Consider the following 23,048-nt stretch of genomic DNA (forward strand, 5'->3'; position numbering starts at 1 on the left):
ACAACGCGGCCAAAAGTGAAAACGATGTCGAAATGGAACGGATGTCATTTTATAGTCGATTGCTCTGTCCGAAGGGTGTACCACGCTGCATCTGTCACATGAAACCAAGGAGGGAAACATGATGCTGCAAGAAGAAAAAGTGTTCAAGGATCCGGTTCATAATTATGTGCATGTCCAAGATCGGACCATATGGGATCTGATCAATACGAGCGAATTTCAACGGCTGCGTCGGATCCGCCAGTTGGGGACTTCCTATTTCACGTTCCATGGGGCGGAGCATAGCCGCTTCTCCCATTCCCTCGGCGTATATGAGATTACGCGAAGGATCATTTCCCAATTCGAACGGAACGGGTATGTGGATTGGCCGGAAGAAGAAGGGCTGCTCACCCTGTGCGCCGCCCTGCTGCATGATGTGGGACACGGCCCGTTCTCCCATTCGATTGAAGAGGCCTTCGGCATGTTCCACGAGGATTGGACCTGCCGTATTATATTGGAAGATACTGAGATCCACCGCGTATTGGCCAGGATCGATCCCGGGTTCCCCGAGAAGGTGGCGTCCGTCATTCGCAAATCGTACGCATCCCCGATTGTCGTTAACCTCGTATCCGGACCGCTCGATGCCGATCGGATGGATTATTTGCTGCGGGATGCTTATTTCACCGGCGTTAATTATGGCACCTTCGACCTCGATCGTATCTTGAGGCTTCTGCGTCCGCATAAGGATCGCATCGTTGTGAAGGAGAGTGGAATGCATGCGGTGGAGCATTACTTGCTCTCCCGTTATGAGATGTACTGGCAGGTCTACTTCCATCCGGTGACCCGCAGCTCGGAGATGCTGCTGCGCCATATTTTCAAGAGGGCGGGGGAGCTATACCGGGAAGGGTTTGCCTTTCAGTTCTTTTTGCCGCCGCTTACCTCGCTGTTCGAGGGGACGATTGGGACCTCGGATTATTTGAAGCTGGATGAAGCCCTGGTCCAGACGACGTTCATGCAGTGGCGCCTGGAGAAGGATGAGCGGTTGGCCGACTTGTGCGAGCGGTTCATGGAGCGTAAACTATACAAATATATTGAGACGGATCAGCTGGACAAAGCGACGGAGCGACGGCTGTCCCAAATATGGACGGAAGCGGGACTGGATCCGGAGTACGATTTGATGTTCGATTCGCCTTCGGACAATCCGTACGATGTGTATCGGGTGGGAGATGAGCCGACGCAGCAGCATATTTTGCTGCTTGATCCGTATGGCCGCGTGATGGAGCTGTCGAAGAAATCGGATATTGTCCGATCAATCAGCGGCATCCGGAGAGGGAAGCATTATATTTACTTCCCGAAGGACAAGCTGGAAGCGGTCCAGTATGCACTGCCTGCCGATGTGCGGCAGCTGTTCCTTCCCGGAGAGATCGGATAACTGCCACGGCCTGTCCCTTCATCTATGGAGGGCCGGAGGCGTTCCCGAACGGCAGCAAGCCGGACGCTTATTTGGGAAGACAAGCATACCATCATCATGAAGGAGAGACTTCGATGTTATTTGATACGCATACCCATTTAGATAATGAAGCTTTTGACGCCGACCGGGAGGAGATCATCGCCCGCGCCTTCGAGCAGGGAGTTACGAGAATGGTGAATGTCGGGTTCAACCGGGAGACGATCCCGACGACGATGGCCTTGGCGGAGAAATACGAATTTATTTACGCCGCCGTGGGATGGCATCCAACCGATGCCATCACGATGAAGCCGGAGGATATGCAATGGATTGCGGAGCTGACACAGCATGACAAGGTTGTTGCCATCGGGGAGATCGGGCTGGACTACCATTGGGACACGTCTCCCAAGGATGTGCAGCAACGCGTGTTCCGGGAGCAGATCGGGCTGGCGCGCGAGTTGAAGCTGCCAATAATTATTCATAACCGCGATGCCCATGAGGATGTAGTCCGCATTTTGCGCGAAGAGAAGGCTAGCGAGGTGGGCGGCATCATGCACTCTTTCTCCGGAAGCTGGGAAACGGCTAAAATGTGCCTTGATATGGGATTCTATATTTCATTTGGCGGGCCGATTACGTTCAAGAACGCGAAGCAGCCGAAAGAAGTGCTCGTCCGCATACCGAATGACCGGTTGCTGGTCGAGACGGACTCCCCATATTTAACGCCACATCCATTTCGAGGAAAACGAAATGAGTCTGCTTATGTTCGTCTCGTTGCCGAAGCGGCAGCTGAATTGAAAAGAATGGAATTTGAAGAAATTTGCAGAATAACGACTGAAAATGCTTTGACATGTTTTGACATACGATGAAAATCGATGAAAAACCGATGAAATAAAGATGTAGGCCACCAAATAAGTGGATTCTATTGAGAAAATGCGAAAATGTTACTTTTTTTTAACCCTTTTTCGCTTAAAACGGAATTGATACTGTCTTTACAAGGTGATTACAAACACGATATGATTTCTCACAGATGTTCGAAACCGAAAACTTGAATATTGTTCCAACCAACCAGTATCGCTTAATCTCCTTCAGTGGAGAGCGGGGGAACCAAACGGCGTGTTGGCGGTGCATCTATTGCATGGCTGAACGCGTGGATTGATTCCTTGGGGTGAATTCGGTGCAGCCGAGCCATGAGCCGGTTCGCAGCGACAGGGCGACTCTCACAGCCCGAACCCGACAGCTAACCTCGTCAGCGTACGGAGAGAGGGGTCCTCGCGCGTCCTGAACTGATGACGTTTGGGTTTCAATGAGAAGCCATGATCAAGAGTCGCCTCTTACACTAGGCTTCTTTTGTTTTTCTTGAAATCTTCTTTTTTTGAATAAAGAAAAGAAAGACGTCATAGGTGTAAGGAACAGGAGGTGAGGAACAACCGTTACTGGTGTTGGTGCGAAGGAACCGCAGGGTTGCTTCGTAAACATTCTTCAAATAGTCGCGTCAGCCAGAAATCATGCGTAACACTCGACGGCGGGACTATGTAAGGAGGACCGAGAAGTGGGACAGCTCGTTCAAGACGAAACCCATGAACCCCGATCATCCAGCATGTCGCTCGCAATGCGATGGAAGCATGAAAATGTTCGTATCGTATCTCTCATCATCGTTATGGCGGTTGTAATTACCTTGATGGCCGTATTATTTCAATACAGCGCGTCCAAGAAGACGCTGTCCGTCTATGTGGATGGACGAGAAGAAGCTTTGATAACCCGGGAATCGATGCTGCGCGATGTTTTGGATGAGCACGCGATAGCCGTTGGGGCCTATGATGTGGTATCGAAGCCGTTGGATTCCGAAATCGCCGATGGTGATCGGGTCATCATCGAGCGCGCCATGCCGGTGAATATCGTGATGGGCGGTAAGAAAGAGACGCACTACACGACGAAGAAATCGGTTAACGAAGCATTGCTCGCTTTGAATATACCCGTCAAGCCGGAGGATAAGGTCATCCCTGAAAAAGAGACCGCCGTATCGCAGAATATGGATATCCGGATTATCGACGTCCGCAAAAATGTGGAGGAGCGAAAAGTAACAGTCCCGTTCCGGACGGTCAAAAAAGCCGATCCGGCCTTAGCGAAAGGCAAGACCAAGACCGTGCAAAAAGGCCAGGAGGGGCTGGTCATTCAGAAAATCGAGAAGGTTTATGAGGATGGCAAGCTCGTGTACTCCAAAATGGTGGACAAAAAGGTGAAAACGAAGCAAGTGAACCAAGTCGTGGCGTACGGCACCAAAAAAGAGCCGGAAGTCGCCGTGCTGTCCGTCAGCGGGGGTAGCAATTCTGGCGGAAGCGTTGATTTCAACTATAAAAAAGTGCTTAAAAATGTGGAATTGACCGCCTATACCGAACAGGAGGGCTCTGCAGGGTCGAAGACCGCATCTGGCGCCATCGTATCCGAAGGCCGCACCATCGCCGTCGATCCGGACGTGATTCCGCTTGGTTGGTGGGTGTACATTGAAGGCATTGGATTCCGCCGCGCTGAAGATACCGGCGGGGCAGTCAAGGGCAATATCATTGACGTCTACTTCGACAGCAGCAGCACCGTCCGCAAATTCGGCCGCAAACACGGATTTACTGTCTATGTTATCGGTCCGGTGAAGCCCGAATTGAATTAAGGCGGCATTATAACATATAGTAAGATATAACGTTTTATGTCATTCTAAGAAGAGGGAATTCCCTCTTCTTTTGTGTTTCTACATAGAGGCGCCAGCGGGGACCGGAGAGGAGCAGTCATTGTGATTCGAGAAGTGATCGTCGTGGAAGGGAAAGATGATACCGTAGCCATTCAGCGGGCCGTGGAGGCCGATACAATCGAGACGGGAGGCTCGGCCGTCAGCGAGATGACGATACGGCGCATTGCCTTGGCCCAGGAGCGCCGGGGCGTAATTATATTTACCGATCCGGATCATGCAGGGGAACGGATTCGAAAGATGATCGCGGAGCGGGTGCCTGGCTGCAAGCACGCCTTCCTGGCGCGGCATGAGGCGATAGCCAAGGGAGACCTCGGCGTGGAGAACGCATCGCCGGAGGCGATTCGCGCGGCGCTGGGCCAAGTCAGGACCGAGATGCCGTTGGCCGAAGCGGAGCTGGTCTGGGCGGATCTGGCGGAAGCGGGTCTGACGATCCAGATCGGCGCAGCTGAACGCCGGAACCGTCTGGGGGAGATCCTCGGCATCGGATATTGCAATGCGAAGCAGCTGCTGAAGCGATGCCGCATGTTCCAGATCAGCCGAGAGGAGTTCAAGGCTGCGCTGGTCAAGCTGGACGAGCTGGAGGCTTCTGCACATATCGTAACGGGTACGGAAGGAGAACGACAGAATGAACAAGCCTTCGATTGATATCGCAACGCCATCGAGGACGAAGGAAATTGTGCGCAAGCACGGATTTGCGTTTAAGAAAAGCCTTGGCCAAAACTTTTTGGTCGATATGAATATTATGCGGCGCATCGTCGACGCAGCCGAGCTGGACGGCATGACAGGCGCGTTGGAGATCGGACCGGGGATCGGGGCCCTGACGGAGCAGCTGGCGCAGCAGGCGGGGCAAGTGGCGGCTGTGGAGATCGATCAGCGCCTCATCCCGATTCTGGGCGAAGTGCTGGAGCCGTACCCGAATGTGCGGGTTGTCCACGGGGATGTGCTGAAGGTCGATCTGGGCGAGCTGTTCCGGGAACAGTTCCAGACCATGAACAAGGTCAGTGTCGTGGCCAATCTGCCTTATTACGTAACGACCCCGATTCTGATGCGGCTGCTGGAGGAACGGCTCCCGCTCAAAAACATCGTCGTCATGATTCAGAAGGAAGTGGCCGAACGGATGGCGGCCCAACCCGGAACGAAGGAGTACGGCAGCTTGAGCGCGGCGGTTCAATATTTCAGCGAGCCGCAGTTGGTATGCACCGTGCCTCCTTCCGTATTTATTCCCCAGCCGAATGTGGAGTCGGCCGTCATCAAGCTGCGCATTCGAGAGCAGCCGCCAGTGGAGGCGAAGGACGAAGCGCTCCTGTTCGAGGTTATCCAGGGGTCTTTTGCCCAACGTAGAAAGACCTTGTGGAACAATATGAAGGCCAAATACGGAACGGCATGGGGAACGGAGCTGCTTAGTCAGGCGTTCGCGGAGGCGAATATCGATCCGAACCGCCGGGGAGAGACGCTGTCGCTTGAAGAATTCGCCCGGTTCAGCAATGTGCTTCATGAGCGGTTCAAGGGCGGGAAGGATGCAACATCGGCAAATCAATGAGCACCAAATGATGCATCTGCCCATAGGATGGTCGAAGAGAGGTGATCGATCCTATGAAGCTAGGAGATTTGGTCGTACGCAAGTCCTACGGCGGCGATATTACGTTCCGTGTGGAGACGGTCCAGCAAGACGAGGCTATCATCAAAGGCACGGATTACCGCCTGATCGCCGACTCGCCGCTTCACGATCTGGTGAGAGTGCCTGAGTCGACCATCAAGCGGCGCACACGCCAAGCGCACATCAAGATGCTGCAGTCGGTAGAGGCGCTCGAAGAGAAGAACAAACGGCAGCAGGCCGAAATTTCAATGGCTGATCCAGTCAATTCATCGGCTTATTTCGAAATGCCCGGCAAGGTGTTACACTTGGACGGAGATCCGAATTATTTACAGAAAAGCTTGGCGATCTACCGGCAGCTGCGCGTCCCTGCGGAAGGCCATTATGTGTCCGAGGCAAACATGGCAGACGCGTTGTACCGGCTGCTCCCGGTGGTCCAGCCCGACATTGTGGTGCTGACAGGTCATGACGGCGTACTCAAGCAGCGGAAGCATCGTGATCTGTACAATTTGCAAAGCTATAAAAATTCCCAGAACTTCGTCAATGCCGTTCACATTGCCAGACAGTTCGAACGCCACCTCGATCTGATGACGATTGTGGCGGGTGCATGCCAGTCCCATTTTGAAGCGCTGCTCCAGGCGGGGGCCAACTTCGCCAGTTCTCCGGCGCGGATTATGATTCACGCGCTTGATCCGGTCTATGTGGCGGTCAGGGCGTCCTACACCTCGGTCAAAGATACGGTGAAGATCGGGGAAATCTCGCCGCATACCATGTCGGGAATCGATGGGGTCGGCGGAATTGAGACAAGAGGAAGCTACCGGATCGGCATGCCGAAATGGAAAGATTTATCGACTTTAAAAGTCACACCGTCCGTTATTTGAATAAAAAACGAATTTTTATCATATGTTATACACTTTGGGCAAAAAAACACATTGACATCAATTTAAACTTGTTGTTATAATTATTTGTTGATTTGACAAAACCTCTGGAATTGTTTATAATGGACAAGGAAAGAGGTGGTGGCTGAAATGGCGAGAAACGCGCTGTTTGAAATTCGACGCTGTCTTGAAGCTCATGTAGGGCAGAAGATTATGCTTCGTGCGAATGGAGGCCGTCGTAAGACAATCGAACGCACGGGCGTGTTAGAAGAGACCTACCCTTCTGTATTTATTGTCAAGTTGGACCAGGATCAGAACGCATTTAAGCGTGTATCCTACAGCTATGCAGATATATTAACAGATACGGTCGAAGTAACCGTATGCGCCGAGAACGGCGAGATGAAGATTGAATATGTTCGCGGCTGAGCGAACTGGATGGCAGTCCTTCGGGGCTGCCTTTTTGTTATTCCATATTTCGGATCAGCTCCGGACGAATAACTGTCCGGCGAATAATCCACATTATAGACATACCGCGTGCACGGGAGCATGCGGCGAATTGCACAAACCCATGAATCCGGAAGGGTTCTTGCGAGGAGGTATGGCGATGGGCCGGAGAAGACGCAGCGGCTTCATGTCCGAGGAGTTGAAGACGGAGCTGGCCAAAGATCTGGGCTTCTATGACACCGTTCAGGAGTACGGGTGGGGTGCCATTCGTGCCAAAGACGCCGGGGATATGGTCAAGCGTGCTATTCAACTTGCCGAGCAAGCGGCAGCCAAGAAATCATGATCCTTCCTCTTCATTCCGAGCGAGCAGGCGTAATTCACCTGCTCGTTTTTTTGTTGCGGCGCACGCTCCGGCTGGCGCGAATGACTTGGCCAGTAGAGTCTGTTATAATAACCTAAGCGATCCGTAGGATAAAGAAGGGTGAACGTGAGTGAAGGTATACGAGAAAGCGCCGGCCAAAATCAATTTGCTGCTGGACGTGTTGAGAAAGCGCAGCGACGGTTATCACGAAGTAGAGATGGTCATGACCATGGTCGATTTAGCGGATCGTCTCGAGATGGAGGAGCTGCCGCGCGACACCATTATCATTTCCAGCCAGGCGGGCTTCATTCCGCTGGATGAGAAGAACCTGGCGTTCCAGGCGGCGAAGCTGATTAAGGAACGGTACGAAGTGAAGCAGGGCGTATATATTCACCTGGACAAAAAAATTCCCGTTGCCGCCGGACTGGCGGGCGGCAGCAGCGACGCAGCGGCGGCGCTGAGGGGGCTGAACCGGCTGTGGCGGCTCGGCATCCCGGATGAGGAGCTGCAAGCGCTCGGGGCGGAGCTGGGCTCGGACGTGCCCTTCTGCGTCACCGGAGGAACGGCCATCGCGAGCGGAAGAGGAGAGCGGCTCCAGCCGATAGCGAACCCGCCGCAGTGCTGGGTTATTCTGGCCAAGCCGCCGATCAATGTATCCACCGCGGATATTTACGGACGTTTGCGCGCGGATAGAATTACCGAACATCCCTCATTGGCCGATATGGTACAGGCCATCGACGGGCATGACTTCTATGGGGTGTGCCGCTCGCTTGGCAATGTGCTCGAAGACGTGACGCTGCCTCTGTATCCTGAGGTGCAGCAGCTGAAGGATGCGATGATGAAGCTAGGCGCCGACGGCGTCCTGATGTCCGGCAGCGGGCCAACCGTATTCGGTCTCGTGTCGAGGGAGTCGAAGATAGCGAGGATTTATAACGGACTGAGAGGCTTCTGTAAGGAAGTCTATGCGGTACGCCTGCTCGGTTCACGGCAGGGGAGCTGACGCCGCGGAGCGGGGTGCGCTTGCTCGAGCGGGCGCCTTCGTCTCGGCGTGTGGCCCGCTGCCTTGACATATTGATAAATTGTTGATAATGGACGTACATTCATGTAATATTTACATTATAATATTCGGTTTTTGTGAGCGAGGAGTCACGATGAAAAAAATGAAGCGCAGCGCCCGCTTGGTTGAAATGACGCAATACCTGATGACGAAGCCCCATACGCTCATTCCACTCACGACCTTTGCAGAACGCTATGGTGCGGCCAAATCGTCCATCAGCGAAGATCTCGCGATTATCAAGGAAGTGTTCGAAGAGGAAGGAACGGGGGATTTGCTTACCCTTGCCGGAGCGGCGGGGGGCGTGAAGTTCATGCCTAAATGCGGTCCGGACAAGGCTCTTCCGGTCATCGAGGAATTATGCACCGTCATGGAGCAGCCTGATCGCGTACTGCCCGGCGGTTATTTCTACATTACGGATATACTTGGCCAACCGGCGCTCATGAATGATATCGGGCGCATGTTCGCTTCCGCGTTCGCAGGGCGCGAGATTGACGTTGTCATGACCGTAGAGACGAAGGGCATCCCGATCGCCTACGCGACGGCCGCGCATCTCAACCTGCCGGTGGTTCTGGTGCGCCGGGACCACGTCGTCACGGAAGGATCAGCCGTCAGCATTAATTATGTATCCGGCTCGCATAAGAGCATTCATACGATGACACTGGCCCGGCGGGCGTTGAAGGAGCGTTCGCGTGTCCTGATCGTGGACGATTTCATGCGCGCGGGCGGAACGGTTCACGGCATGATCGAGCTGCTGCATGAGTTCAATGCGATGGTAGCCGGTGTCGGCGTCCTGGTCGAATCCGAAGACGTCCCGAAGGAAGAGCGGCTGCTTCACGACTATGTCTCCCTCGTCCGGGTTGGAACGAAGGACCCAAGCGGCCGGCAGCTTGTTGTTCAGCCCGGCAATTATTTCGATGAAATAAAGTAAGGAATCAGAAGATTCAGGATGAAAAGGAGGATACGCCATGTCTGAGAAAATAGTTCCTGTAGCGACGAAAGAAGCTCCTGCGGCGATTGGTCCCTATTCGCAAGCGGTGCAATGGGGCAATCTCGTATTTACCTCCGGTCAAATACCGCTGACTGCGGAAGGCCAGCTTGTAGAGGGCGGCATCGAGGAGCAGACCCATCAAGTATTCCGCAATTTGAAGGCCGTGCTGGAGGAAGCAGGAACCTCTTTGGACAAAGTACTCAAGGCGACCGTGTTCCTCAAGGATATGAATCAATTCACTCAAATCAACGCCATCTATGAAGCTTATTTCGGCTCGCATAAGCCGGCTCGCTCCACCGTGGAAGTGGCGCGGCTGCCCAAAGATGTGCTTGTCGAAATCGAACTAATCGCTGCGATTTAAATCGAAGCATGTCGAAACGGCTAAAGAGCGTTAAAAATTTCAAAAAAAAGCGCTTTTTGTGGCAAAATTAAGAAGGATTTTTGTTGCGCGTGTGGAATTAGCGTGTGGAATTATACACCAAGTCTTGATGGAAAAAGGTGGTGAACACACGTGCAAATTACTGATGTAAGACTCCGCCGCGTCAACACAGAGGGGAGAATGAAAGCAATCGCTTCCATTACGATTGATAATGAGTTTGTCGTTCACGACATCCGCGTTATCGATGGTAACAACGGCATGTTCGTTGCCATGCCAAGCAAACGGACGCCGGACGGCGAATTCCGCGATATTGCGCATCCGATTTCATCTGCAACACGCGAGAAAATTCAAGCTGCGGTACTGTCTGAATACGAGCGTGCGGCAACGGAAGAGGAAGTTATTGAAGAAGGCGCATAAGCGTCTGGGTAATTATGGGGTTGCAAAGAAAGAGAGCCAATCATAGGGGGCTCTCTTTTCTTTTTGTTCATAATGAGATATATTCTTCTATGGAATCAAAGGGAGAGCAGGAGGTTGGACACTTTGAAAAGAATAGCCATTGTGCTTGCCGCCGGACAAGGCAAACGCATGAAGTCTAAGCTCTATAAAGTGCTTCATCCGGTGTGCGGCCAACCGATGGTGGGCCATGTACTCGATGCGGTGGAGCAGGTGCGCTGCGAACGCACCGTTGTCATTGTGGGGCATGGCGCCGAAGCGGTTCAAAGCTATCTGGGCGAACGGGCAGAGTTCGCGCTTCAAGCCGAGCAGCTTGGCACAGGACATGCCGTGAAGCAAGCCAAGGCGCTTCTGGACGGGGAGAAGGGAACGACTCTCGTCATTTGTGGTGACACTCCGCTAGTCACTTCCGAGACGCTGGCGAAGCTGATGGAGCTTCATGAAGGCGCACAAGCGTCGGCAACGATTTTGACGGCTGAACTGGATCAGCCGGCCGGATACGGCCGCGTGGTCCGCGGAGCAGACGGTTCGGTCATGAAAATTGTTGAGCAGAAGGACTGCACGCCGGAAGAACAGCGCATCCGGGAGATTAATACGGGCACGTATTGCTTCGACAATGAGAAGCTGTTCGCTGCTTTGGAGCAGATTACGAACCAGAATGCTCAGCAGGAATATTATTTGACCGACGTTATCGGTATTTTGAAATCGCAAGGAGAGATTGTGCAGGCGTACTGTACGGCGGACGAAGCCGAGTCGATTGGCGTCAACGATCGGTGTGCCCTCGCCGAGGCCGAACGGCTGATGCGGGAGCGGATCAACAAGCGTCATATGGTGAATGGCGTGACGATTACGGATCCGGCGCAGACCTATATCGAAGCGATCGTTCGGATTGGCGCGGATACCGTCATTGAACCCGGCACGACGCTGCGGGGCAGCACGGTCATCGGGGAAGATTGCGTGATCGGTCCGAACAGCGATGTGACCGATTCGGTTATCGGTGATCGCGTGCACATCAAGCAATCGGTCCTGCAGGAGGCGGCCGTCGGCAGCGGCAGCAGTATCGGGCCATTTGCTTACTTGCGTCCTGGCGCCAAGCTGGGAGAGCAAGTGAAGGTTGGCGATTTCGTAGAGATTAAGAATGCTTCTCTGGACGATCATGCCAAAGTATCGCATTTAAGCTATATAGGGGATGCGAAGGTAGGGAAGAATGTCAATATCGGTTGCGGCGCGATAACCGTCAACTATGACGGACATAATAAATCCGTTACCGAGATCGGAGACGACGCGTTCATTGGCAGCAATGTCAATCTGATCGCCCCGATTAAGGTCGGGGACGGAGCATATGTCGTCGCCGGTTCGACCGTTACGCATGATATCCCTGCCGGCGATCTCGCCATTGCCCGTGAGCGGCAGACGAACAAGCCGGGGTACGCGGACAAGATTCGCGCTCGTGCAAAGGCAAAAAAAGAGCGGAACTCCTAATGATAACAGTTGCAATAAGCTCCCGTAAGGGGTAGCATTAAGTTGATAGACTTGAACGCGCATTGCCATTAAGGGAAATGTAGAACTTCAATGAACAAGAACCTGCACGGAGGGTTATTCAAAATCATGACGTATTGTGATTCCAAGTTGAAAATATTCACTTGCAACTCCAATCCACAATTGGCGCATCAAATCGCCGAGTACATCGGCATTCCTATGGGAGATGCCGTAACGACAAGCTTCAGCGACGGTGAGATTCAGATCAAGCTCTCCGAGAGCGTTCGCGGCTGCGACGTCTATGTCGTACAGTCGACATGCGATCCGGTGAACGACAGCCTCATGGAGCTGCTCGTCATGGTCGACGCGCTCAAGCGAGCGTCCGCCAAGAGCATTAACGTCGTCATTCCTTATTATGGCTATGCAAGACAGGACCGCAAGGCCCGTTCCCGCGATCCGATTACAGCGAAGCTGGTAGCCAATCTGATTGAGACGGCAGGCGCGCACCGCGTCATTACGATGGATTTGCACGCAACACAGATTCAAGGATTTTTCGATATCCCGGTAGACCATTTGCTGGGAGTGCCTATTCTGGCCCAATACTTCCGCTCGAAGCAATTGGAAAATATTGTAGTCGTATCGCCGGATCATGGCGGCGTCGTTCGCGCGCGCAAGCTGGCAGACTTCCTGAATGCCCCGCTGGCGATTATCGACAAGCGCCGTCCGGAGCCGAACGTGAGCGAGGTCATGAACATTATCGGTGATATCAAAGGCAAGACCGCGATCATCATCGATGACATCATTGATACCGCGGGCACGATCGTGCTCGGCGCCAACGCGTTGGTGAAGGCGGGCGTGAAGGATGTGTATGCTTGCTGCACGCACCCGGTTCTGTCCGGTCCAGCGATGGAACGATTGGAGAATTCACCATTCAAAGAAGTGATTGTGACGGATACGATTCCAATCAAGCATGAGAATCCTTCCAGCAAATTGAAAGTGCTGTCGGTTGCTCCGTTAATGGGTGAAGCCATTATTCGCGTTCATGAAGAATTGTCCATCAGCAAGCTGTTCGAGATTGAATAAGAACAGCGTTCGCGTATGTCGCAACGTTACTTGGGGACATAATCACAAGTAGTCTGAATAGTAAGGGTTACGTCTTTGACCACGGGTCAGAGAAGTAACCCTTATCGGCATTGATAAAGGAGGAGCCGTCTTGAAATGGATTGTAGGGCTCGGGAATCCGGGCATGCAGTACGCGTCCACTCGCCACAATATCGGCTTCATGGCGATAGACAGGCTGGCGGAGCGCAATCAGATTCAGGTGCGCGACAGCAAATGCAAGGCCCTGATTGGCGAAGGGCGCGTCGGCACGGAGAAAATCGTGCTGATTAAGCCGATGACCTATATGAATCTATCAGGCGAAGCGGTCCGAGCCTATATGGATTATTACAAGGCCGATCCGGCAGACCTGATCGTATTGTATGATGATATGGATACCGAGCTGGGCAAGGTCCGCCTGCGGTATCAAGGAAGCTCCGGCGGGCACAACGGCATCAAGTCGATCATTCAGCACTTGGGCACGCAGTCGTTCAACCGGGTGCGCATGGGCATCTCCCGTCCACAGCCGGGACGCGAGATCGTGGATTATGTCCTGTCGCCCTTCGCCAAGGCCGAGCGGGACAAGCTGGAGGAAGCCATTGACAAAACCTGCGATGCAGTCGAATTCGCGCTGATCCATCCGTTTGATCAGACCATGGCCAAATTTAACGGATAATCCGGCTAAACTCGCCCTATACGGGACATACTGAGTAACTGAATCGGTATAATCTCGCGATAGGGGGCATATACATGTCTGTGAATTATGTCTGCAAACATTGTCATACGTTAATCGGGCGCGTCGAAGGGAGCGAGATCGACGAGACGAGACTCGGCTTTCATCTGCTGACTGAGGCAGAGCGCCATGAATATATTAAGGTTCATACCAATGGAGACGTAACGGTGCGAATGACTTGCGATTTTTGTACAGAAGCGATCCAGATGCACCCCGAATTGTCCTTGCTGTCATCGCCTTTGCAATGACAGCTTGTTGCATGCGGAGATACGTCAGCCTTGGCTTGCCGCCGAGGCTTATTTTGGATGGACCGAATACTATAACCCTAAAAATATGATTACGCGGGTAAGAAAGAGAGGCCTGTCCTTTGTTAAACGCACTCATGAAAGCATTATCTGGAGAGCGGGATATCGACTCCATCGTCGAAGGTATTCGCAGCGGAATGAAGGAGCAATTGGTATCCGGCCTGGCTGGCTCGACGCGGCAGGTCATGATGGCTGCTCTGCATCATCAGTTGGAGCGGCCCCTGCTGGTCGTAACGCACAATATGTTCTCTGCGCAGAAGGTGGCGGAGGATCTGCAAGAATGCTTGTCTGCGGACCAAGTATTGCTGTACCCGGCGAATGAGCTGGTCGCTGCGGAAGCGGCCATATCCAGTCCGGAAGTGATTGCACAGCGGATCGAGGCACTGACTGGCATCGTCCGCGGATTTCGCGGCATCGTCGTAACTCCGTATGCGGGGCTGCGGCGGTTTTTGCCTGCCCGGGAGACGATGGCATCCTCTCAATTGTCCATCGCCGTGGGCGACGAGGTGAAGCTAGATTCTTTCCTCGAGTCCTTGGTCTCTCTCGGCTATGAGCGGACCGAACGGGTGGAAGCGGCCGGAGAATTCAGTGTCCGGGGCGGCATCGTCGACCTTTACCCGCTGACATCACCTTATCCGTACCGGATCGAGTGGTTCGACGATGAGATCGATTCGATCCGTTCCTTCGATGCGACCGATCAGCGATCGGTGGAGAAGCTGAAGCAGTTGAATATCCCGCCGGCCAAGGAATGGATTGCCGACAGAACACGCTTCGCCCAGGCGGCCGAAGCGGCTTCCGCACGTCTCGAGGAGCAGCTGGCGCGAATGACCGACCGCCAGGTGAAGGAGAAGCTGCAGCAGGAGATTGGTCATGATATCGAGCGGCTGCGGGGCGCTTCCTATTTCAGTGAAATGTATAAGTACGTATCGCTGCTCTACCCGGAGCGGCATACGCTCTATGACTACATGCCGCAGGACACGCTGCTAGTGATAGACGAGCCGGCCCGAGTCATGGAGACGGCCAAGCAGCTGGAACGCGATGAAGCGGAGTGGAGCACGCATCTGCTGCAGAACGGCAAATCGCTGCCGTCGCTGGAGCTGGGCCTTACCGCTGACACGGCCATGGGCAAGCGCCCGTTCCAGACGCTGTTCATGGCGCTGTTCCTGCGCCAGGTGCCTCACACCCAGCCGCAGAACATCGTCAATGTGATGTGCCGGACGATGCAGAACTTCCATGGGCAGATGAATGTGCTCAAGGCCGAGATGGAACGGTGGAAAAAAGCGGGGGCGAATGTCATCATTCTGGCCAACGGAGCCGAGCGGGTAGACCGCGTGCGCCGGGTGCTGCAGGACTACCAGATTCCGGAGCCGACGATTATGACCGGCCATCTGCAGTCGGGCTTCGAGCTGCCTTCGATCCATCTCGTGGTTATCACCGAAGGCGAGATGTTCTCCCAGAAGCAGCGCAAGACGCGTCGCGCCGACGCAAGCATGAAGATGGATAATGCGGAGCGAATCCGCAACTACACCGAACTGAAAATCGGAGATTACGTGGTACATCAGAATCATGGAATCGGCAAATATATCGGCATCGGCACGTTGGAGATCAACGGCATTCATAAAGACTATCTGCATATTATGTATGCTGGCGGCGACAAGCTATCCGTACCGGTCGAACAGCTCCATCTCATTCAGCGTTATGTCAGTTCGGAGGAGAAGGAGCCGAAAATATACAAGCTAGGCGGCACGGAATGGACTAAGGTCAAAAACAAGGTCCGTTCATCGGTCAAGGACATTGCGGACGATCTAATTAAGCTGTACGCCGCTAGACAAGCCTCGTCCGGCTATGCCTTCGACAAGGATACGCCAGAGCAGCAAGAATTTGAAGATCTGTTCCCGTATGAAGAGACACGGGATCAACTGCGGGCGATCACCGAGATTAAGAAGGACATGGAGGTGCCGCGGCCGATGGATCGGCTGTTGTGCGGCGATGTCGGCTACGGCAAGACGGAAGTCGCAGTCCGAGCCGCTTTCAAAGCGGCCATCGAGGGCAAGCAGGTGGCGATTCTGGTGCCAACGACCATCCTGGCACAGCAGCATTACGAGACATTCCGCGAGCGCTTCGCAGACTATCCGTTCAATATTCAAGTAATGAGCCGCTTCCGATCGCGCAAAGATCAGAATGAGACGATCAAGGGACTGAAGACGGGGGTCGTCGATGTGGTCATCGGGACGCACCGCCTCCTCTCTCAAGATGTCGTGTTCAAGGAACTCGGATTGCTGATCGTGGATGAAGAGCAGCGCTTCGGCGTCACGCACAAGGAGAAGCTGAAGAAGCTGAAGACGAATGTGGACGTGCTGACGCTGACCGCTACGCCGATACCGCGCACGCTTCATATGTCGATGCTCGGCGTGCGGGACTTGTCTGTCATCGAGACGCCGCCGGAGAACCGCTTCCCGGTTCAGACGTATGTGCTGGAATACAGCGATTCGCTCGTAAGAGAAGCGATAGAACGCGAGCTGTCCCGCAACGGTCAAGTGTACTTCCTGTTCAACCGGGTGCAGGGCATCCATCAGATGGCGGATCATATCAAGATGCTGGTGCCCGAAGCGAAGGTGGCGGTGAGCCACGGGCAGATGTCGGAGACGGAGCTGGAGAAGACGATTCTCGACTTCCTCGACGGGGAATACGACGTGCTGGTCAGCACGAGCATTATCGAGACCGGAGTGGACATCCCCAATGTCAATACGCTCATCGTGCATGACGCGGACAAGATGGGCCTGTCCCAACTGTATCAGCTGCGCGGGCGCGTTGGCCGTTCGAACCGGATTGCCTATGCGTACTTCACGTACCAGCGCGACAAAGTATTGAATGAGGTCGCGGAGAAGCGTCTCCAAGCGATCAAGGAGTTCACGGAGCTCGGCTCCGGCTTCAAGATTGCGATGCGCGACCTGTCGATTCGGGGCGCAGGCAATCTGCTGGGCGCGGAGCAGCATGGATTCATCGCGTCGGTCGGCTTCGATCTGTACTCGCAGATGCTGGCAGATGAGATCAACAAGCGCAAGGCCGAGCTGGACGGGGTCGCGATTCACGACCAGCAGGAGCTGTCGACGCTCATCGATCTCAATATCGACGCCTATTTGCCGCCGAATTATATTTATGATAGTATTCAGAAGATCGAGATCTACAAAAAAGTTGCCGGTCTCGTCTCATTGGAGGAAGTCGAAGAATTGCGCGATGAACTCATCGATCGCTTTGGTGAACCGCCGCTTGCCGTCTTGCAGCTGCTTGCCGTCGCACGGCTGAAGCTGCATGCGAAGCAGTATGGATTGGAATCCATCGTGCAGCGCGGGGATACGGTCACCATGAAGGTCCACCCTTCGGCTGAACCATGGCTTGACCGTAAGAAGCTGGCAACGATTGCGGCCCGAATCGATCGGCGCATCGCCGTCGATCGCGAAGCGCATGGCACCGTGAAAATCAATGCGCGCGGGTTGGATGGAATGCAGCTGCTGATGCAATTGGAGCAGTTCATGCTTGATGCTACAGACGCGATCAAAGCGAAGGGAGAATTACAACATGTTGCAAAATAAACAGATGCGCTCCAAAAAGTGGCTGCTGCTCGCGCTGTCTGCCGTGTTGACGCTGTCCGTCCTGGCGGGATGCGGCAAGAAAGATACGGCGGCGGCACCCAAGGATGGAAGCAAAGTCGTAGCTACCTATGAAGGCGGAGAAGTTACCGAGGATCAATTCAAGAAGGAAATGGCCACCATGCTCGTGTTCTATCCCGAGTATGAGCAAATTATCGGCATGGATCAGTTCCAGGAATATTTCTTGAAGCAGCAGATCGCTTACTTGTACCTGGAGGGCAAAGCGTCCGACAAGGCGAAGAAGACGGGCGGAGAGAAGGCCAAGGAACAGCTGGATTTGATGAAAGCCCAGGCGGGCGATGACGAGTTCAAGAAGATTCTGGATGCCCAAAAGCTGACCGAAGCCGATGTCACGGCATATATGACCCGGATTTTGACGGTCGTTCAAGAGTACAATGATAAAGTTACCGATGAGCAGCTGAAGGCTGAATTCGAGAAGAACAAGAAGGATATGACCGTAGCGACCGTTCGCCACGTGCTGATTGGCTTCGAGGACAAGAACGGCAAAGAGCGTAAAAAAGAAGATGCGCTCAAGCTGGCCAAAGATATCGAAGCCCGTCTGAAGAAGGGCGAGGACTTCGCGAAGGTAGCCAAGGAACATTCGGATGACACCGGATCGGCGGACAACGGCGGCCTGTACGAGGATAAGGCAGTAGGCGGTTGGGTGCCTCAATTCAAGGAGGCGGCCTTGACGCTGCCAATCAACGAGATCAGCGAGCCGGTCGAGACCGAATACGGCTATCATGTGATGAGGGTCGAAGCCCGAGCGGAGAAGACATTCGACAAGCTGACCGACAACGAGAAGACGTCGCTGCGGACCAGTGCCGCCTCAGAATTGATGAACGACTTCATGGAGAAAGACCTAGAGAAGCTCATCAAGAAGATCGATCTGCCGAAGACTGAGGAACAGCCGGACGCATCCAAGGAAGAGGAGCCGGCTGACTCGACAGGCGAGAATAAGGATACGAAGCAGGACGACAAGCAAACCGAGACGCCACAAGACAACAACGCGGCAACAGACAAGAAAGAGGACAAGGCGGAAGGCACGAAATAAAGTGATTCATCAGCTGCGGCTGTCCCCGGTGTCGGGGACGGCCCTTTTTTTGCGCCTGACTAGGGATAAAGGCCTAGGACAAGTTTGGATTCGACAAAAACAGAGTTTTAGGATAAAATTATCCAGTGATAACGACAAATAAATGAGAAAAATTTGAGAAAAGTGGAGAAAACATGTCGTTAAATGTCGAAAAATGTGAAGTGTTTTGCAGTCAACCGGGCATGAACGGAGTATCATGAAATGTATAAGAAGCTGGGAGCAGATGAATACTATGGTCAGAGTTTGAAACTATACCGCATCTCTCCTAAAAACAATAATCCAGTTGACCTTTAAAACTAATCTTGGAAAGCGGGGCAACCTTTAATGAAAGCTACTGGTATTGTTCGTCGTATTGATGATCTCGGACGCGTGGTCATTCCCAAAGAAATTCGTCGCACGCTGCGTATTCGCGAAGGAGATCCACTTGAAATTTTTGTTGATCGCGACGGTGAAGTTATCCTCAAAAAATATTCGCCAATCGGGGAATTGGGCGATTTCGCCAAGGAATATGCGGAGTCTCTGTACGAAAGCACAGGCCATATTACGATGATTTCCGATCGCGACACCATCATCGCGCTGGCTGGAGGCTCGAAGAAGGAGTTCTTGGACAAGCAGATCGGCATGCTGCTGGAAAACTGCATGGACAACCGCAAGTCGGTGCTGGAGACGAATTCCGGCAATTATGAGATCGTGAAGGATCATCAGGAGACGTTGTCTTCCTTTGTCGCTGCGCCGATTGTATCGGGCGGGGATCCGATTGGAACAGTCGTGCTGTTGAATCGGGATGACAGCATCAAGATGGGTCAGATGGAAGTGAAAATGGCAGAAACGGCTGCCGGCTTCCTCGGAAAACAAATGGAACAATAATCCGCTCCGGCGGTGCATCGCTCCTGCTCGTGAAGGGCCGCCCCCATGGCGCGCGCACCTTCTGAAGCGGGAGTTTTTTGTTCCGGACGCTCCGGCCGGCCAAGCTCTGTCCGCCGCAGCGGTCTATGATATAATACGTGTACATTACAACGCGCGTAAGAAATCATGGACGCAGCGGCAACCTTTGGATTCGGATGGGCGGGAGACGAGCATGGAGCGTACAACAGGAAGGCAGGTCGTATCCGGCGCTTTGATGCTGGGCGCGGCGGCGGTGTTGTCGAAGATTATCGGCACGCTGCAGAAAATTCCGCTGCAGAACATCGGGGGCGACGGTGTCTTCGGCATCTACAACGCCGTGTATCCCTTCTATGTGCTGCTGGTGGTCGTCGCTTCGGCCGGCATCCCTGTCGCCGTCGCCCGTCTCGTCGCCGAGTGCGAAGCGGCGGGGGATGAGCAGGGATCGTCCCGCGTGCTGTACGCCTCCTGCCTCTTGATGAGCTTCACCGGCCTCATCGGCTTCCTCGCCTTGACCTGGGGAGCCGAGACCGTAGCTTCCTGGATCGGGAACCGTCATACCGTGCCAGCGATACGCAGCTCGGCTTACGCGCTGCTCGTCATGCCGTTGGCCGCCGCCCTGCGGGGCTATGACCAGGGACGGGGACGGATGGAATCGACGGCCGTCTCGCAGGTGGCGGAGCAGACCGGCCGGGTGGCGGTCATGATCGCGCTCCTGCTCTATTACGTGAGCCGGGAGGCGCCGGAGGAGACGATTGCGGCCGGCGCCACCTTCGGCTCGTTCGCGGGCGGCGTATGCGGCTTGGCGGCGATGGCTTGCTTCCGGTGGAGGGAGCGGCGTTCCGCTGCTGCGGCAACACGTGCCGTGCCTGATGTCATCGGCCCGGGGAGGGCGGACCCGTCCGGCTCGGCGCGGGGGGGCCTGTCTGGCCCGGCAGCTTCGCCGACAATCGGCGCCTGGATGCGGCGGCTGGCCTGGACGGCCCTGCCGATCTGTCTCGGCGCGATCGTGATGCCGGCCGTGAACGTTGTCGATGTGTTCACCGTACCGCGTCTGCTGGTGCAACGCGGGCTCGGCGAGGCCGGAGCGCTGGCGGAGTTCGGCGTCTACAGCCGCGCCTTCCCGCTGGTCCAGCTCGTGACGCTGGTCGCCAGCTCGCTCGCGGTCGGCCTCGTGCCGGCCGTGGCCGCTGCCGCGCGCCGCGATGCGGCTCAACTGCGGGAGCTGCTGGCGTCAGCGCTGCGCTGGACGTGGCTGATCGGCTGGGCCGCGGCGGCAGGGCTGATCGCCCTGGCCGAGCCGATCAATGTGGCGCTCTACACGGATGCCGCCGGGATGGCGGCCTTCGTGTGGATCGCGTCCACGGCGGTCAGCGGCATGCTGCAGGCCGTGACCGCCGCGCTGCTGCAGGGCATGGGGGCCGTGCGCGCCCCCGCCCTGATTCTGCTGTTCGCCGCCGGCGTGAAGGCGGCGCTTAATCTGTGGCTGGTCCCGGCTTATGGCATCGCCGGGGCCGCCATGAGCGCGGCCGCTTCGCTCGCGCTCGCTGCGGCGCTGAATGCGGCCGCGCTGAGCCGCGCTAGCGGCGTGTACTTCGCCGCCTGGGGCGCCCGGAGCGCGCGGCTGGCGCTGGCGCTCGCCGCCATGGCCGCGGCGGCACGCCTGGCCGCGCTCGCCCCGGCGGCGCTCGGCCTTGGCGGCCGCACAGGCGCCCTGCTGGCGGTCGCCGGCGGCGTACCGCTCGGCGCGCTTATCTTCGCCGGGCTGGCGCTGCGGCTCGGCCTTGTGCGGCCGCAGGAGCTGGCGGATCTGCCGCGCATCGGCCCGGCGCTGGCCCGGATCGCGGCCAAGATCGCGCCGCGGAACAGGTAATGGACGGTTCTCCCGGGGAGAACCTTGACACGAAGGAGGCAATCCCATGTCAGGAACAATCACGGTCGTCGGACTCGGCTCCGGCGACGCCGGACAGCTAACGCTGGACGTATGGAACCGGCTCCGCCGGGCGGAACGGCTGTATGTGCGCACGGAGCGCCATCCGGTGATGTCGCTGTTGGAGGAGGAAGGGACGGCATACCGTTCCTTCGACGAGGTATATGAAGCGCAGGACGATTTCCCGACGGTATACGAGGAGATTACCCGTGTGTTAATCGCGGCGGCGCAGGACGGCGGTTCGCTCGTCTACGCGGTGCCGGGCCATCCGATGGTGGCGGAGGCCACCGTGAAGCTGCTGGCCGAGCGCTGTCCGGCCGAAGGCATCCGGCTGGAGATCCGGGGCGGGGAGAGCTTCCTCGATCAGGCCTTCATCCGGCTCGGCTTCGATCCGATCGAAGGGTTCCAGCTGCTGGACGCGAGCGGACTGAGGCGATCCATGATCAATCCCCGGTTGCACACCGTTATCGGACAAGTGTATGATACGTTTACAGCTTCTGAAGTGAAGCTGGGCTTGATGGAAGTATATCCGGACGATTACGAGGTCACAGCCGCTCATGCGCTTGGCGTCGAGGGGCAGGAGGAGATCCATCGCGTGCCGCTGTACGAACTCGATCGGTTGGAGGGCTACGGCAACCTGTCGCTCATCTACGTGCCGCGTTCGGAGGCGGACGAGGTGCTGAACGGCACGTTCGACAAGCTGCACGAGATTGTGGCGACGCTGCGCAGTCCCGAAGGCTGTCCGTGGGATCGGGAGCAGACACATCAATCGATTCGCAAAAACTTCATCGAAGAGACCTATGAGGTGCTGGAAACGATCGACGATGACGATCCCGTGGGCATGCAGGAGGAGCTGGGCGACGTGCTGCTCCAGATTATGCTGCATGCCCAGATGGAGGAAGAGACGGGGGCCTTCTCGGCTTATGATGTCATTCGGGGCCTGAACGAGAAGCTCATTTTCCGCCATCCTCACGTGTTCGGGGACAAGGCGGCCGCCGACTCCGAAGCGGCACTCCGCAATTGGGAGCAGATGAAGGCCGAGGAGAAGCGGCGCAAGGGGCGAGACGCGGAACGCAAGTCCGTATTGGACGGGGTGCCGCGGGATTTGCCGGCGCTGATGAAGGCCCGCGAATTGCAGAACAAAGCGGCCAAAGTCGGCTTCGACTGGGATCGTATTGAGGATGTACTTGACAAACTGGCCGAAGAATTGCAAGAATTGCGAGAGGCGATCAGCTTGGCAGAGACGGCGAAGGGCGAGGACAACCACCGCGCACATGCCGTAGAGGAGCTGGGAGACGTGCTGTTCGCGGCAGTAAATGCGGCAAGATTTCTGGGAGCCGACCCGGAAGAAGCGTTGACGGGGACGAACCGCAAATTTATTCGCCGTTTTCAATATATTGAGGAACAGCTTCGTATAAACGGCAAATCTTTTGACCAAACTGATTTACTAGAAATGGAGAAGTGGTGGCAGGAAGCGAAGCAGCTGAAGCCTTGACCGGAGCGGTCAGCGGCCTGATATCCCCTATTTTCGTCAAAATATGAAAAAGTGCCGTAACCGGGG

At 55.2% G+C, this 23,048-nt stretch carries 21 protein-coding genes and 1 riboswitch; all 21 genes read left to right on the plus strand.

Annotated features, from left to right (window positions below):
* Nucleotides 1–121: 121 nt before the first annotated feature.
* On the plus strand, nucleotides 122–1,408 hold the full coding sequence (locus tag FLT43_RS17045) for an HD domain-containing protein (protein ID WP_087443302.1): 1,287 nt from the start codon (nucleotides 122–124) through the stop codon (nucleotides 1,406–1,408).
* A 113-nt stretch (nucleotides 1,409–1,521) separates the two neighbouring features.
* Complete coding sequence (locus tag FLT43_RS17050; RefSeq protein WP_087443259.1) at nucleotides 1,522–2,289, plus strand: TatD family hydrolase; 768 nt, start codon at nucleotides 1,522–1,524, stop codon at nucleotides 2,287–2,289.
* Nucleotides 2,290–2,485: 196 nt separating this feature from the next.
* A riboswitch (cyclic di-AMP (ydaO/yuaA leader) is annotated at nucleotides 2,486–2,691 on the plus strand.
* A gap of 281 nt (nucleotides 2,692–2,972) precedes the next feature.
* Nucleotides 2,973–4,085: a resuscitation-promoting factor gene (locus tag FLT43_RS17055; protein ID WP_087443260.1), complete on the plus strand. Its 1,113-nt coding sequence runs from the start codon at nucleotides 2,973–2,975 to the stop codon at nucleotides 4,083–4,085.
* 120 nt (nucleotides 4,086–4,205) lie between these two features.
* A complete protein-coding gene (rnmV, locus tag FLT43_RS17060) occupies nucleotides 4,206–4,808 on the plus strand; it encodes a ribonuclease M5 (RefSeq protein ID WP_087443261.1) in 603 nt (200 codons plus the stop codon).
* Nucleotides 4,789–5,703 carry a 16S rRNA (adenine(1518)-N(6)/adenine(1519)-N(6))-dimethyltransferase RsmA gene (gene rsmA / locus FLT43_RS17065; RefSeq protein ID WP_087443262.1) on the plus strand — a complete coding sequence of 305 codons (915 nt, stop codon included), beginning with the start codon at nucleotides 4,789–4,791 and terminating at the stop codon, nucleotides 5,701–5,703. The genes rnmV and rsmA overlap by 20 nt, the downstream gene beginning before the upstream one ends.
* Nucleotides 5,704–5,756: 53 nt before the next feature.
* On the plus strand, nucleotides 5,757–6,638 hold the full coding sequence (gene yabG, locus FLT43_RS17070; protein ID WP_087443263.1) for a sporulation peptidase YabG: 882 nt from the start codon (nucleotides 5,757–5,759) through the stop codon (nucleotides 6,636–6,638).
* Between the two features lie 147 nt (nucleotides 6,639–6,785).
* Nucleotides 6,786–7,061 (plus strand): biofilm formation stimulator Veg, encoded by a 276-nt coding sequence (gene veg / locus FLT43_RS17075; RefSeq protein WP_006678203.1) that lies wholly within the window; start codon nucleotides 6,786–6,788, stop codon nucleotides 7,059–7,061.
* A 178-nt stretch (nucleotides 7,062–7,239) separates the two neighbouring features.
* The gene (locus FLT43_RS17080) at nucleotides 7,240–7,422 is read left to right on the plus strand and encodes an alpha/beta-type small acid-soluble spore protein (RefSeq protein WP_006285897.1); all 183 of its coding nucleotides are present in this window, start codon (nucleotides 7,240–7,242) and stop codon (nucleotides 7,420–7,422) included.
* A 148-nt stretch (nucleotides 7,423–7,570) separates the two neighbouring features.
* Nucleotides 7,571–8,440 (plus strand): 4-(cytidine 5'-diphospho)-2-C-methyl-D-erythritol kinase, encoded by an 870-nt coding sequence (ispE, locus tag FLT43_RS17085; protein WP_087443264.1) that lies wholly within the window; start codon nucleotides 7,571–7,573, stop codon nucleotides 8,438–8,440.
* A 151-nt stretch (nucleotides 8,441–8,591) separates the two neighbouring features.
* Nucleotides 8,592–9,425, plus strand: coding sequence for a pur operon repressor (gene purR, locus FLT43_RS17090; RefSeq protein ID WP_087443265.1), 834 nt, complete (start codon nucleotides 8,592–8,594; stop codon nucleotides 9,423–9,425).
* A gap of 37 nt (nucleotides 9,426–9,462) precedes the next feature.
* Nucleotides 9,463–9,846: a RidA family protein gene (locus tag FLT43_RS17095; RefSeq protein ID WP_087443266.1), complete on the plus strand. Its 384-nt coding sequence runs from the start codon at nucleotides 9,463–9,465 to the stop codon at nucleotides 9,844–9,846.
* A 150-nt stretch (nucleotides 9,847–9,996) separates the two neighbouring features.
* A complete protein-coding gene (gene spoVG, locus FLT43_RS17100) occupies nucleotides 9,997–10,281 on the plus strand; it encodes a septation regulator SpoVG (RefSeq protein WP_006678208.1) in 285 nt (94 codons plus the stop codon).
* Between the two features lie 123 nt (nucleotides 10,282–10,404).
* Nucleotides 10,405–11,799, plus strand: a complete 1,395-nt coding sequence (gene glmU / locus FLT43_RS17105; RefSeq protein ID WP_087443303.1) for a bifunctional UDP-N-acetylglucosamine diphosphorylase/glucosamine-1-phosphate N-acetyltransferase GlmU — start codon at nucleotides 10,405–10,407, stop codon at nucleotides 11,797–11,799.
* Nucleotides 11,800–11,925: 126 nt separating this feature from the next.
* Nucleotides 11,926–12,879 (plus strand): ribose-phosphate diphosphokinase, encoded by a 954-nt coding sequence (locus FLT43_RS17110; RefSeq protein ID WP_087443304.1) that lies wholly within the window; start codon nucleotides 11,926–11,928, stop codon nucleotides 12,877–12,879.
* A gap of 130 nt (nucleotides 12,880–13,009) precedes the next feature.
* Nucleotides 13,010–13,570, plus strand: a complete 561-nt coding sequence (pth, locus tag FLT43_RS17115; protein WP_087443267.1) for an aminoacyl-tRNA hydrolase — start codon at nucleotides 13,010–13,012, stop codon at nucleotides 13,568–13,570.
* 74 nt (nucleotides 13,571–13,644) lie between these two features.
* Entirely contained in the window at nucleotides 13,645–13,875 is a 231-nt protein-coding gene (locus tag FLT43_RS17120; protein ID WP_006678212.1) for an anti-sigma-F factor Fin, read from the plus strand.
* A 119-nt stretch (nucleotides 13,876–13,994) separates the two neighbouring features.
* Nucleotides 13,995–17,525 (plus strand): transcription-repair coupling factor, encoded by a 3,531-nt coding sequence (gene mfd, locus FLT43_RS17125; RefSeq protein ID WP_087443268.1) that lies wholly within the window; start codon nucleotides 13,995–13,997, stop codon nucleotides 17,523–17,525.
* Entirely contained in the window at nucleotides 17,512–18,636 is a 1,125-nt protein-coding gene (locus FLT43_RS17130) for a peptidylprolyl isomerase (RefSeq protein ID WP_087443269.1), read from the plus strand. Before mfd ends, FLT43_RS17130 begins: the two co-directional genes overlap by 14 nt.
* Nucleotides 18,637–18,999: 363 nt before the next feature.
* Complete coding sequence (spoVT, locus tag FLT43_RS17135) at nucleotides 19,000–19,542, plus strand: stage V sporulation protein T (protein ID WP_087443270.1); 543 nt, start codon at nucleotides 19,000–19,002, stop codon at nucleotides 19,540–19,542.
* 211 nt (nucleotides 19,543–19,753) lie between these two features.
* Complete coding sequence (locus tag FLT43_RS17140) at nucleotides 19,754–21,430, plus strand: polysaccharide biosynthesis protein (RefSeq protein ID WP_167386824.1); 1,677 nt, start codon at nucleotides 19,754–19,756, stop codon at nucleotides 21,428–21,430.
* Between the two features lie 46 nt (nucleotides 21,431–21,476).
* Nucleotides 21,477–22,982, plus strand: a complete 1,506-nt coding sequence (yabN, locus tag FLT43_RS17145) for a bifunctional methyltransferase/pyrophosphohydrolase YabN (protein WP_087443271.1) — start codon at nucleotides 21,477–21,479, stop codon at nucleotides 22,980–22,982.
* Nucleotides 22,983–23,048: the final 66 nt, after the last annotated feature.

Source organism: Paenibacillus thiaminolyticus (genome assembly GCF_007066085.1).
In the GTDB taxonomy this organism is placed as follows: domain Bacteria; phylum Bacillota; class Bacilli; order Paenibacillales; family Paenibacillaceae; genus Paenibacillus_B; species Paenibacillus_B thiaminolyticus.